The following is a 12,345-nucleotide window of genomic DNA, read 5'->3' on the forward strand; positions in this document are numbered from 1 at the left end:
TTGATTCAGTAGCCTAGATGGTTGTGTCGTACAGCCGCCAGTCGCGGTCAATCCGTGGGCAGCCGGGCCCGCATGGTTCTGTCGTCCGGCCAGACCGGGCCGCCGCGCCACGACCCCGGCTACCCTCGGATCCGTGACAGTCATCGAGACCGAACGCCTCCGGCTGCGCCCGCTCACGCTGGACGACGCGGACGCGCTCTACGAACTCCACCAGGACGAACGGGTGAACCGCTTCGTCGGTTCCCCCACCCGCGCCGAGACCCTGGAGCGGCTCGACGCGATCGAGGAGCAGTGGAAGACCCGGGGCCACGGCCTGTGCGCCGTGGAGCTGAAGTCGACCGGAGAATTCATCGGCCGTTCAGGTCTGAAGTACTGGGAGCAGTTCGGTGAGGTCGAGACCGGCTGGACCTTCCGCGCGGAGAGCTGGGGGCACGGCTACGCCACCGAGGCCGGCCGCGCAGCCGTCGCCTGGGGTTTCGCGAATCTGGACCTCGGTTACATCACGGCCATGATCCGGCCCGGGAACACCCCGTCGGTGCAAGTCGCCGAACGCCTCGGCTTCGCGCCGCGCCGCGAGGACGTGCTCTTCGGCAACCCCATCACCATTTACGCGATCAACCGCTCGGCGTAGCCGCTCCGTACGCCGTGGCCTGGATGCCGTACAGATCCGCGTACCGCCCGCCGGAGGCCAACAGCGCGCTGTGGCTGCCCGACTCGACAATCCGTCCCTTGTCCAGGACGAGGATCAAGTCGGCGTCCGGCACGGCCGAAAAGCGGTGCGAGACGATCACGGCGACCGCGCCGGTGCGGGCCGCGAGGTGTCGGGCGCGGGCCATGCAGCGCTGGAAGATGGTCTGCTCGCTGGGCGCGTCCTGGCCGCCGGACGGGCGGACAGGCTAAACGCCTCACAGAGCGCAGGTAAGACCAGGACGAAAGTCCCGGCACAGCGCGTTGAAGCAGGAAGCCGCCCAGACGGTCACAAGACCGTGGCAGGAGTCCCCGGCCCTTAGACTGGGGAGTACGTCAACTGTGAAGCCTCCGACACGGGCGCCGGGGCCGATCCGCGGAACGACTGCTGCCCTTCCTGCTCAGCCCCCGATCCAAGGAATTGCTCATGGCCAAGACTCCCGAGGCCGGCACCACAGCCCCCGACTTCACACTGCCCGGTCTGGTCCTCGGCTCCGACGGCGAAGTCACACGAGGCAGTTACACGCTCTCCGAGCAGCGAGGCAATCCGCTGGTCCTGGTCTTCTACCCCGGTGACGACACCGCCGTGTGCACCAAGCAGCTCTGCTCATACACCTCTGACCTGGACCGTTTCAAGGATCTCGGCGCCACAGTCTGGGGCATCAGCCCGCAGGACCTCGACAGCCACGAGGCCTTCGCCCGCAAGTACGACCTCGGATTCCCGCTGCTCGCCGACACCGACCGTGCGGTGGCGAAGGCGTACGGCATCGCCATCATGGGCCTCGGACTGCGGCGTTCGGTCTTCATTCTCGACGCCGACGGATCCGTGAGCTGGAAGCATGTCGCCCTGGCAGGGCTGACGTTCCAGAACACCGACACCCTCACTCAGCAGCTCTCGTCAATCGCCGGAAGGGCCTGAGGCGGCAAGCCACTGAAGCCGGCCGAGGTATATCAGCCGTAGCTGACTGCGGGCCCGGTGTGCGATCCGGTCCTCGGTGCCGGGGTCGTCCGCCGCGGCCTCCATGAAGGCCGTGGCCGTCGTGACCATGAGGTCGACATATGTCTCGGCGAGCATCCTCATGTCCTCAGGGCTCCAGCCCTCCGATACGGGCTGGGCGCCGAGGGCGGCGGCCACCTCCTGGGCGAACAGCCCGAATTCGGCGGCTATCGAGTCACGTACCACCCGCACACCACCGTGCCGTTCCCGTGCGATGAAGCGGAAGTGCGCACGGTGCTCGCTCACATGGCGGGCGATCAGCTGGATTGTGCGGTCGATCATCCGCTCGGCGCCGTCCTGCTCGGCCAGGACGGCCTTGATCATCGAGTGCAGGCTCCCCAGGGACTCCTCGACCAGCGCGACACCGAGATCCCCCATGTCGCGGAAGTGCCGGTAGAAGCCGGCCGGGGCCACGCCCACCGCCCGGGTGACCTCGCGCAGGCCCAGGCTGCTCAGACTCTGGTCTTCGAGCAGGGCCAGACCGGCGTTCAGAAGGGCTTGGCGGGTCTGTTGCTTCTGGGCCTGGCGTGCTCCGAGGGTGTGACTCATGTCATCCAGTAAACAGCCGTTCGCTGAAACGCGCGAACGTTAGGATGACGGAGTCAGTGAACGACTGTTCCTACAGTTGTTCACTCAACTCGTCCCGCAGGCCCGTCCCGAAAGGCCTCACATGAGCCTCCTGGTCCTTCTCGTAGGCCTGGCCACCCTCCTCGGTGCCGCCTCGTACTCCGGATCCCCGTTCTTCCTCGTCGCCGTCGTTGTCGTCTGCGGCTGGCTGATCGCCTTCTCCGTCCGCGAGCGCGTCTCCCGTACCCGGAATCGCTGACCCCACCACCGCACAGGAGAGCCCGAACCATGACCATCCACGCATCCACCAGTGACCGCGCGCAGTCGACGGCCCGCCCGGACGGCGCCGACGGCATGGCTGTCGCCTCCTTCATCCTCGGCCTCCTCGGCCTGCTTGTCTTCAATGTCGTCCTCGGGCCGTTCGCCCTGGGCCTGGGCTTCGTTTCGCTCATCCGGGACACCGACCGCCCCGCCCGCGCGGTCCTGGGTATCGTCCTGGGCGTGGCCGACCTGCTGGTCCTTGTCGCACTGATGACCCTCAACAAGGGCGTCCTCTGGCCGTTCGGCATGTAGTCATATGTAACCGCCGAGAGGGCTCCACCCAGCCGGGTGGAGCCCTCTCGGCGTTCGGCCGCCGCGGTAACGACTGCGTTTCGCGGGTTAATTTCCGTTGTCGGGGGGTTGGCGCCCACTCGGCGCTTAGCTATCGTTCACGCACTTCACTCAATCGTTCCGCTGAACGAATAGCGAGAAGGGCGGCCGGACATGTCCGACACCTCCCACCGGAGACACCCCGGCGGGATCCCACGGCGGTCGCTCCTGGCCGCCACGGCAGCCGGCGGCGGCGCACTCGGCGCCTCCTGGCTGCTCACCGGCTGCTCGGGTACGAACGGCGGCACCGCCGCCAACGCGATCCCGACAGTGGCGCTCGCCGGAAAGCCCAGCAGCGGCGGCACCCTGAAGATCGCCCGCCCGCCGGCCTCGGACGCCGAGAACCTCGACTCGGCGAGCTCACTGTCCGCGTACGAATACCTGGGCGCGCTCTACAACCGGCTGGTGCGGGTCGGCTCCGACGGAAACCTCGCCGCCGACCTCGCCGAGTCCTGGGAACCCGACGCGAAGGCCATCACCTGGACCTTCCACCTCCGGCGCGGCGTCACTTTCCACGACGGACGGGCCTTCACCTCCGCCGACGCCGCCTACACCCTGCGCCACATCCTCGATGCCAAGACCGCGTCCCCACAGGCCGCCGTGCTCGCCCCGCTCGTGGACCCCAAGACTCTCCGCACCCCCGACGCGCACACCCTCGTCGTCCCGCTGAAGACCCCCAACGCCGAATTCCCGAGCCTGCTCACGCACTACAACTGCTACGTCATCCCCAATGGCAGCGGCACCTCCATCGGCCGCACCGGAATCGGCACCGGCCCCTTCAAGCTGGTCTCCTTCACCCCGGCGGGCGCCGGCCGCGTCACCGCGTACGCCGACCACTGGCAGGGCCGGCCGGTGCTCGACGCCATCGATTTCTACTCGGTCGCCGACACCCAGGCCCGCTCCAACGCACTGCTCGCCGGCCAGGTCCATCTGATCTCCCAGACCAACCTGGACTTCGCCACCGCCCGCGTTGTCGCAGCCTCCGACCGGGCCACCATCGCCCGCGTGAAGAACGCCCAGTGGTACGTGCTGCCGATGCTCACCACCGACAAGCCGTTCAACGACGTACGGGTCCGGCAGGCCATGAAGCTCGCCTACGACCCCGAGTACGTCCTCAAGGTCGCCCTCCAGGACGCCGGTTCCGCGGGCTGGGACAACCCCGTCCCGCCCAACGACCCGTACTACGTCGCCCAGCACCCCACCCACGACCCCGACAAGGCCCGCAGCCTGCTCAAACAGGCCGGCCACGAGGGTCTGGCGGTCGACCTCTACACCTCCTCGTACGACCCGATCCTCACCCCAATGGCGCTGGCCTACCAGGACTCCGCCAAGCGGGCCGGCATCAACATCCGCGTCAAGACCGCATCCGCGGACTCCTACTACACCCAGATCTGGATGAAGAAGCCGCTCATGACCAGCTACTGGTACACCGGCCGGCCCGTCGACCAGCTGCTCAACCAGATCTTCCGCAGCGGCAGTTCCTACAACGAGACCGCCTGGTCGGACAAGAGCTTCGACGCGCTCATCGACCGCGCCCGCCGGGAGACCGACGACACCCGCCGCCGTGACCTCTACGCCGAGGCACAGCAGAAGATCATGACCGACGGCGGCGAGATCACCCCGATGTTCGCCGACCGGCTCGTCGGCATCTCCCGGAAGGTTCGCGGCTACGCGGAGCGCGGATTCGAGTTCGACTACCTCGGCATCGGCCTGAAGGGGGCCTGAGATGCTGACCTTCATCGCACGCCGCGTCCTGTCCGCCATCGGCACCCTGGTCCTCTCCTCAGTCCTGGTCTTCCTCGCCGTCCAGGCCCTGCCCGGCGACGTCGCCACCCAGATCCTCGGCAAGGACGCCACCCCGGACGCCGTCGCGGCCCTGCGCAAGACCCTCCACCTCGACCAGCCCGCCTGGGAGCGCTATCTGCACTGGGTCGGCGGCGCCCTGCACGGCGACTTCGGCACCTCGCTCGTCTCCAGCCAGCCCGTCGGCAGTGAAGTCGGCACGTACCTGCGCAACTCCCTGCTGATCGCCATTGTCACCGTGCTCTTCGCCGTCACTGGATCTCTGGTGCTCGGCATCGTCGCCGGGCTGTACCGGGACCGCTGGCCGGACACCCTCATCTCCACCGTCAGCCTGGTCGGCATGAGCATCCCCGAGTTCGTGGTGGCGACCCTGCTCGTCCTCGTCTTCTCGGTCACCGTGCCCGTTCTGCCCGCGGTGGTGCTCTACGGTCCCGATGCCACCGTCAGCCAGCTCCTGCCCGCCATCTGGCTGCCCGCCATCGCGCTCGCCGTCGTCATGGCCGCATACATCATCCGGATGGCCCGTACCTCGGTCATCGACGTCATGGCCAGCGAATACGTCACCACGGCCCGGCTCAAGGGCGTCAGCGGCTGGCGGGTCGTCACCCGGCACGCGCTGCCCAGCGCACTGCTGCCCACCCTGCATGTCATAGCGCTCAATGTCGCCTGGCTGGTCGGCGGGGTCGCCGTCGTCGAGAACGTCTTCAACTACCCGGGAATCGGCAAGCTGATGCTCTCCTCCGTCCAGAACCGCGATCTGCCCGTACTCCAGGCCATCGCCCTGATCAGCGCTGTTGTCTACGTCGTCTGCAACCTCGCCGCCGACCTGGGGTCCATGGCCCTCAACCCGAAGCTCCGCACCCGAGGAGGGAGGAGGACCCGATGAGCACTCTCGACACCCCCGCCGAGGCCGTGCCGGCGCCCGCCCCGGCCACACCGGGCCGCACAGGCCTCGCGGCCCGCACCTGGCGCACCGTACGCTCCTCGCGGGCCGCCTCCATCGGGCTCGCGATCGTCGCCATCCACATAGTCGTCGCCCTGCTCGCGCCACTGCTCACGTCCTACTCGCCGACCGCCAACGACGCCTCGCACGCGCTTGTCGGCCCGAGCTGGTCGCACTGGGCCGGCACCGACATGTACGGCCGCGACGTCCTCACCCGCGTGCTGTACGGCGGCCGGTACGCACTCGGCGTCTCGATCACCGCGACCGTGCTCGCCCTCGCCGTCGGCACCGTGCTCGGCTGTGTCGCCGCGCTGCGCGGCGGCTGGCTGGACGAGGTGCTGGGCCGGGTGCTGGACGCGGTACTCGCCGTACCGTCGATCCTCGCCCTGCTGGTGATCGTCGGTGTCCTCGGCGCGGGATTCAGCGTCATCGTCCTCGCCGCCACCGTCGTCTTCGCACCCCAGGTGGTCCGGGTCGTACGCGGCGCGGCCCTGGCCGTCGTCCCCAACGACTACGTCACCGCCGCCCGCGCCCGGGGGGAGCGCACCTGGACCATCCTCTGGCGCGAGGTGCTGCCGAACATCACCGACGTGGTGTGCGTCGAGTTCGCGATGCGCGCCTCCTGGGTCGTCCTCCTCATCAGCTCGCTGTCCTTCCTCGGCTTCGGCGCCAACCCGCCGACCCCCGACTGGGGGCTGATGGTCTCGGAGAACCGCACCGCGATCACCGTCGTCCCCATGGCCAGCCTCGCCCCCATCATCGCCCTCGCCACCCTCGTGGTCGGGCTCAACCTCGCAGCCGACGGCCTTTCCAAGGCCTGGGGCGTGGACCGGATCCGGGAGGGCTCCTGATGACCGAGCCGATCGTCTCCATCGACGCCCTGGGCGTCGCCTACCGCTCCGGCGGACACGACATCCCCGTCGTCCAGGACGTCAGCCTCAAGGTGCTCCCGGGACAGACCCTCGCCCTCGTCGGCGAGTCCGGCAGCGGCAAATCCACCATCGCCGCGACGCTCCTGGGCCATCTCCGGCACGGATCGCGGCTCACCGCCGGGACCGTACACGTCGCCGGGCAGGACGTCTTCACGCTCCCGCCCCGCGAACTACGGCGGCTGCGCGGCGGCACCGTCGCCATGGTCGCCCAGAACGCCGGGCACACCCTCACCCCGTCCATGCGGATCGGCCGCCAGATCGCCGAGGCGATACGCGACGGTGCGGCCGTGACCGACCTCCTGGAACAGGTCCGCCTGCCGAACCCCGCCGAACTCGCCCGCCGCTACCCGCACGAGCTCTCCGGCGGCCAGCAGCAACGCGTCGCCATCGCCATGGCCATCGCCGCCCGCCCCCAGGTCCTGGTCCTGGACGAGCCCACCACCGGACTCGACGTCGTCACCCAGCGCAGCGTCCTCGACCTGATCAGCGCCTTGCGCGACGAACTCGGCCTGGCCGCCGTCCTGGTCAGCCACGACCTCGGCGTCGTCGCGCGGATGGCCGACGAGATCATGGTGCTGCGAGCCGGGCGCGTCATCGAAAGCGCCCCCACCCGGCAGCTCTTCGCCGCTCCCGCCGAGAGCTACACCCGCCGGCTGCTGGCCAGCATCCCCCGGCTCGCGGACTCCGGTCTGGCCGTCATCGGCGAGGACGGTACCCGTGAGGTACGGCCCAAAGCCACCGTGCCCGCCGACGCCGCCGGTACGCTCACCGTGCGCGACGTCACCATCGACTACGGCGCCAGCCGCGCCGTCGACGGGGTCTCCTTCCAGGTCCGGCGCGGCGAAGTCCTTGCCCTCGTCGGCGAGTCCGGCAGCGGCAAATCCACGCTGGCCTGGTCCCTGGCCGGGCTGCGCGTCCCCTCCGGCGGCACGATGACCCACGAGGACGGCGACGGCACCGGCGACCTCACCCGCCCCTCCCACAAGCGGCCGCCCGGCCTGCGGCGCAAGGTCCAGCTCGTCTTCCAGAACGCCGACACCTCCCTCAACCCCCGCCGCTCAGTCGGCGACGCCGTCCGCCGCCCCCTGCGCCTCTTCGGCGCCATCCCGCGCGATGGCGCGGCCGCCCGCGCCCGACAGCTCATCGCCGACGTACACCTCGACCCCGACCTCGCCGACCGCCTCCCCGCCCAGCTCTCCGGCGGCCAGCGCCAGCGCATCGGCATCGCCCGCGCACTGGCCGGCGAACCCGACGTCCTCATCGCCGACGAGATCACCACCGCCCTCGACGTCTCCGTCCAGGCCGAGGTGCTCCGCCTCCTCGACGACCTCCGCCGGGAGCGCCGGCTCGCCTGCCTCTTCATCAGCCACGACCTCGCCGTAGTCCGCGGCATCGCCGACCGTGTCATGGTCCTGCGACACGGCGTCGTCGTCGAAGAGGGCCCCACCGACTCCGTCTTCGCCGCCCCCGGCCACCCCTACACCCGCCGCCTCCTGGCCGCCGTCCTCGAACCCGACCCCGACGCGGTGCCCGCTGCCGCGGTGGACGACGGCTGGCAGGACATGGAGCCCGGCGCGACGGCCTGGACCGACCTTGGCGACGGCCACCGCGTACGCGCTTGGCGCGCGGCATGACCGGCTGTACCGGACGCCCCCGGCGCGGCCCGGCCCCGCCCGGCCCGCAGTGGGCACCGATCCTCCCCCAGCCTTCGGCCGGGAGGTGCCCCCACAAACGCCGGACGGGCTGGGTTTGTCCGGCCGGACCGGCGCGGCAGGTTGCCCGTCTGCCGGGGTGCCGGTTCCGCTTCCTCTGCCGGGGTTGCCGCTCCGTCCTCAAGCGCCGGACGGGCTGGGTGGTCGTGCGTGCCGGCACGCGATGTGGTGGTGGGGGTCGGGGCCGCTGTGGGGTGATCTCCTCGGGGCTCGCGCGTGCGGGTCCGCAACATGCTTGCCCGGGGTGTATGCGCTCGTCCCCTGCGGGGACACCCCGGCGCGTCCCCGCCCAGCCGCATGGGCGCGTGACGGTCTCGCCGGGGCGGAGGCCGTGGAACCAACACCCCGCACCCCGGGGGTTCTGTCCCCAAGGAACACGCACCGCAACGCGCTGTGGCGGCCGGAGGGGGCGGTGCAGGGGTGTCCCCGCAGACTGTGTCGCCCAAGCGCCGGTGGCGATGGCGCATAGAACGCCGGGTCCTGGCACACAGTCGTGGGGGCACCTCCCCGGCCGAAGGTTGGGGGAGAGTCACCCCGGAGGCGCCACCGACCCAACCACCGAACAAAGCGCACCCCGCCCCCCGGCGCAGGGCACCAAAACCCAGCCCGTCCGGCGTTTGAGGACGGATCGGCAACCCCGACAGAGGGAGACCGTTGAAGTACCGCAAGCAATTCGACCGCCAGGTCCGCGCCGAGGACGTCTGGATTCCGACCCGGGACGGGACGAAACTGCACGCCCGCATCTGGCGCCCCACCGACGCGGAAGCGCACCCCGTGCCGGCCCTGCTGGAGTACCTCCCGTACCGCAAGAGCGACTGGACCGCGCCCCGTGACGCCCAGCGTCACCCCTGGTACGCCGGACACGGCTACGCGTCCGTCCGCGTCGACCTGCGCGGCAGCGGCGACTCCGAGGGCGTCATGCTCGACGAGTACACCGAGACCGAGTTGGCCGACGGAGTGGACGTCATCAACTGGCTCGCGGCACAGCCGTGGTGCACCGGCCGCGTCGGTATGTTCGGCATTTCCTGGGGCGGCTTCAACGCTCTCCAGATCGCCGCCCTGCGCCCGGAGCCGCTGAAGGCGATCGTTACGGTGTGCTCCACCGACGACCGCTATGACAACGACGTCCACTACACCGGCGGCGCCGTCCTCGGCATCGACATGCTGGCCTGGGCCGGCACCATGCTGGCGTTCACCGCGCGGCCGCCGGACCCCGCCACCGTCGGAGACACAAAGTGGCTGCCGATGTGGCGCGAGCGCCTGGACGCTCTGGAGCCGTATCTGCACACCTGGTTGGCGCACCAGCAGCGGGACGCGTACTGGCGGCACGGCAGCGTCTGCGAGGACTACGCCGCCATCGACGCGGCCGTCCTCGCGGTCGGCGGCTGGGCCGACCCGTACCGGGACACGGTCCTGCGACTGGTCGAGCACCTGCCGGGCCCCGTACGCGGCCTGATCGGCCCCTGGTCGCACCAGTACCCCGACCGGGGCCTGCCGCCGGGCCCGGCGATCGGCTTCCTGCAGGAGACGCTGCGCTGGTGGGACCAGTGGCTCAAGGACGACGACACCAAGGTGGACGACACCAACGTGATGGACGAGCCGCTGCTCCGCGCCTGGATCAACGACCCCGTCCCGCCTGCCACTTTCTACGACACCATGCCCGGCCGCTGGGTCGGCGACGACATGTGGCCGTCCCCGTCGGTCACATGGGACGAACGTCCCCTGGGTGGCGCGGACCCGGTGATCGTCAGGTCGCCGCACCACACCGGCATCGACGCCGGCCGCTTCTTCCCGTTCGGCAACCGTACCGACCTGCCGCCGGACCAGCGGGAGGAGGACGGTCGTTCGGTCTGCTTCGACTCGGTGCCGCTGACCGACCGGGTGGAGATCCTGGGCCGCCCCCGCGTCCGGCTGCGCCTGGACAGTGCCACGCCCCGGGCCAACGTCATTGCCCGGGTCTGCGATGTCGCGCCGGACGGCTCGTCCACGCTCGTCACCCGTGGCGTGCTCAACCTCCTGAGCCGCCACGGCCGCGACCGGGCCGTCGAGTGGCAGCCGGGCACCTTCGAGGACGTCGAGTTCGAGCTCAACGCGACCGGCTACGCCTTCCCGCCCGGCCACCGCATCCGCGTCGCCGTCTCCGACGCGTACTGGCCGTGGGTGTGGCCGCACGGCACACGCGGCGCGCTCACCCTCCACCCGGCGGACAGCGCCGTGCTGCTCCCCGTGCGGGACCCGGGAGCCGACGCCGGGCGCGAGCCCATCCGTTTCGACGAGCCCGAGCAGGCTGAACCGCTGGCGGTGACCGTCGAGCCGCCGGCCCGCGGCCGCGCCGAACGCAGTGTCACGCACGACGTGGCGACGGGAGAGTGGACCCTGGAGGTCGACCCCAACTACGGCGGCTCGCGTACTTATCCCGATGGGCTGAGTTACGAGGAGAGCGCGCTGGAGCGGTATCAAATCCGCGCCGACGACCCGCTGTCCGCGACGGCAGGCTCCCAGTGGACCATCCGGCTACGGCGCGGTGACTGGGACGCGGAGATCATCACCAGTACCGAGCTGCGCGCCACCGCCGCAGAGTTCATCATGGACAGTCGCATAGAAGCACGGTCGAACGGAGAAACAGTGGCCAAGCGCGCATGGCACCGCACTACGCCGAGGACGTCCGCATGACGTCGGCGCCCGAGCGCAAAGCCCCGCGCCGCGCCGTCGCCGCCTCCGACCGCACCCGGCAGCCCACCGAGGTGCGCCGCCGCCTCATCGTGGAGGCGGCGGTGCCGCTCATCGCCGAGCGCGGTTCGGCCTCTGTCGGTGTGCGGGACGTCGCTGCCGCGGCCGGGGTGTCGGTCGGCACGGTCACGTACCACTTCAGCAGCGTCCAGGAGATCCTTTCCGAGGCCATGGTGTTGCACATCGAGCGCTACTACGACGCGCTGAGCGAGGCCGCCGAGCACGCGCCGACCGGCGCCGAAGGCCTGCGGCTGCTCATCGACGCCCTCTTCACGGACGACACCGACCGTCACTGGCGCATGTGGTTCGACTACTGGAACGCAGGCGAACGCGACCAGGCGTTCGCCCGTGGCCAGGCGGAACGTTACGAGGCCTGGCACAGCGAAATCCGTGTCCTGGTCGAACGCGGCTGCGCCGAGGGCGACTTTACCTGCTCCGACCCCCAGGGCTTCGCCGGGTGCTTCTCCGCCTTGGTCGACGGCCTCGCCCTCCAGCGCCTCCGCCAGGCCCCGTCGCTCACCACCGAGGCTGCCCGCCGCCACCTCTACCGCCTGGTCGAGGCGGAGCTGACCGCCCCTCAGTAGCGGGTCTGTGGCGCGGAGGTAGGTCGCCTTGCGTAGAGCCATCGGTTTCTCCCATGAACCACCAGCGGTGAGCACCGAAAGCGCATAATGCGCAACACGTGGGTTACGGAATGGTCACTACCGCTTCACTTCTTCCCCACTGGTCGCTACTGTGTGCGACTATCACGTCACTCCTGGGGGAACCATGCGCACCCGCGTTACCGTCACCGCGCTTTTCGCTGCGGCCCTGCTCACTGCGTGCGGCTCCATCGGCAACAACGCCGGCACAGTAGTTTCGAATGCCAGCGCAACGGCGCAGGATGCCGGAGCCGCGCTGACAGCCGAACAGATCGCCAGCCAACTGGCGATACACATCCTGCGGCTCGACGTCACGATCACGTACGATAAGGACAGCGACCCGGAGGGCCTGCTCGGTCAGCCCCACGGCTACACCAGCAAGGTCGCCTTCTCCGACGGTCGTATCCCCAAGTCCGACACAGCGATCTTCTCGAAGGGGGACGTCGAGGTCGGCGGCCTCATCGAAGTCTTCGCCGACGCCGCCGATCTGAGGGCCCGTCTCCAGCAGCTCAAGGATGACGGCACCAAGGGCGGGACCGCGCTGTTCGAGTACGACTATGTCAAGGGCGCAATTCTCGTCCGCGTCTCCCACTACCTCACCCCGGCGCAGGCCGCCGAGTACCAGACCGCCGTCAAGCAGCTCAGCTGACCCTGTCGATCGCCGTCGCGGGGGCGGCGATGC

13 protein-coding genes are annotated in these 12,345 nt (G+C 69.9%); 11 read left to right on the forward strand and 2 right to left on the reverse strand.

Annotated elements, in window-relative coordinates; genetic code table 11:
* Positions 1–133 precede the first annotated feature (133 nt).
* Positions 134–631, forward strand: a complete 498-nt coding sequence (locus tag FCI23_RS08355; protein WP_136722839.1) for a GNAT family N-acetyltransferase — start codon at positions 134–136, stop codon at positions 629–631.
* On the opposite strand, the gene FCI23_RS08360 is transcribed toward FCI23_RS08355, so the two are convergent.
* The gene (locus FCI23_RS08360; RefSeq protein WP_246143591.1) at positions 615–836 is read right to left on the reverse strand and encodes a hypothetical protein; all 222 of its coding nucleotides are present in this window, start codon (positions 834–836) and stop codon (positions 615–617) included. The two genes, FCI23_RS08355 and FCI23_RS08360, sit on opposite strands and share 17 nt — an antisense overlap.
* Before the next feature lie 278 nt (positions 837–1,114).
* Here FCI23_RS08360 and FCI23_RS08370 point away from each other — a divergent pair, with 278 nt between their 5' ends.
* On the forward strand, positions 1,115–1,606 hold the full coding sequence (locus FCI23_RS08370; protein WP_136722840.1) for a peroxiredoxin: 492 nt from the start codon (positions 1,115–1,117) through the stop codon (positions 1,604–1,606).
* On the opposite strand, the gene FCI23_RS08375 is transcribed toward FCI23_RS08370, so the two are convergent.
* Positions 1,586–2,233, reverse strand: coding sequence for a TetR family transcriptional regulator (locus FCI23_RS08375; RefSeq protein ID WP_136722841.1), 648 nt, complete (start codon positions 2,231–2,233; stop codon positions 1,586–1,588). The genes FCI23_RS08370 and FCI23_RS08375 overlap by 21 nt on opposite strands.
* A gap of 121 nt (positions 2,234–2,354) precedes the next feature.
* On the opposite strand from FCI23_RS08375, the gene FCI23_RS56225 reads away from it, so the two are divergent.
* The 9 genes from FCI23_RS56225 to FCI23_RS08415 all read left to right on the forward strand — a co-directional run bounded on the left by FCI23_RS56225 (position 2,355) and on the right by FCI23_RS08415 (position 12,312).
* A complete protein-coding gene (locus FCI23_RS56225) occupies positions 2,355–2,510 on the forward strand; it encodes a hypothetical protein (protein ID WP_169316720.1) in 156 nt (51 codons plus the stop codon).
* Positions 2,511–2,539: 29 nt separating this feature from the next.
* Positions 2,540–2,824, forward strand: a complete 285-nt coding sequence (locus tag FCI23_RS08380) for a DUF4190 domain-containing protein (RefSeq protein WP_136722842.1) — start codon at positions 2,540–2,542, stop codon at positions 2,822–2,824.
* A 192-nt stretch (positions 2,825–3,016) separates the two neighbouring features.
* The gene (locus tag FCI23_RS08385; RefSeq protein ID WP_136722843.1) at positions 3,017–4,627 is read left to right on the forward strand and encodes an ABC transporter substrate-binding protein; all 1,611 of its coding nucleotides are present in this window, start codon (positions 3,017–3,019) and stop codon (positions 4,625–4,627) included.
* A 1-nt stretch (position 4,628) separates the two neighbouring features.
* Positions 4,629–5,591, forward strand: coding sequence for an ABC transporter permease (locus FCI23_RS08390; RefSeq protein WP_136722844.1), 963 nt, complete (start codon positions 4,629–4,631; stop codon positions 5,589–5,591).
* Positions 5,588–6,499: an ABC transporter permease gene (locus tag FCI23_RS08395; RefSeq protein ID WP_136722845.1), complete on the forward strand. Its 912-nt coding sequence runs from the start codon at positions 5,588–5,590 to the stop codon at positions 6,497–6,499. The genes FCI23_RS08390 and FCI23_RS08395 overlap by 4 nt, the downstream gene beginning before the upstream one ends.
* Positions 6,499–8,214, forward strand: a complete 1,716-nt coding sequence (locus FCI23_RS08400; protein WP_136722846.1) for a dipeptide ABC transporter ATP-binding protein — start codon at positions 6,499–6,501, stop codon at positions 8,212–8,214. Before FCI23_RS08395 ends, FCI23_RS08400 begins: the two co-directional genes overlap by 1 nt.
* Positions 8,215–8,946: 732 nt before the next feature.
* Positions 8,947–10,965, forward strand: coding sequence for a CocE/NonD family hydrolase (locus tag FCI23_RS08405; protein ID WP_136722847.1), 2,019 nt, complete (start codon positions 8,947–8,949; stop codon positions 10,963–10,965).
* On the forward strand, positions 10,962–11,606 hold the full coding sequence (locus FCI23_RS08410) for a TetR/AcrR family transcriptional regulator (RefSeq protein WP_246143533.1): 645 nt from the start codon (positions 10,962–10,964) through the stop codon (positions 11,604–11,606). Before FCI23_RS08405 ends, FCI23_RS08410 begins: the two co-directional genes overlap by 4 nt.
* Before the next feature lie 184 nt (positions 11,607–11,790).
* Positions 11,791–12,312, forward strand: coding sequence for a hypothetical protein (locus FCI23_RS08415; protein WP_136722849.1), 522 nt, complete (start codon positions 11,791–11,793; stop codon positions 12,310–12,312).
* Positions 12,313–12,345: the final 33 nt, after the last annotated feature.

Source organism: Actinacidiphila oryziradicis (assembly GCF_005047355.1).
GTDB lineage: Bacteria > Actinomycetota > Actinomycetes > Streptomycetales > Streptomycetaceae > Actinacidiphila > Actinacidiphila oryziradicis.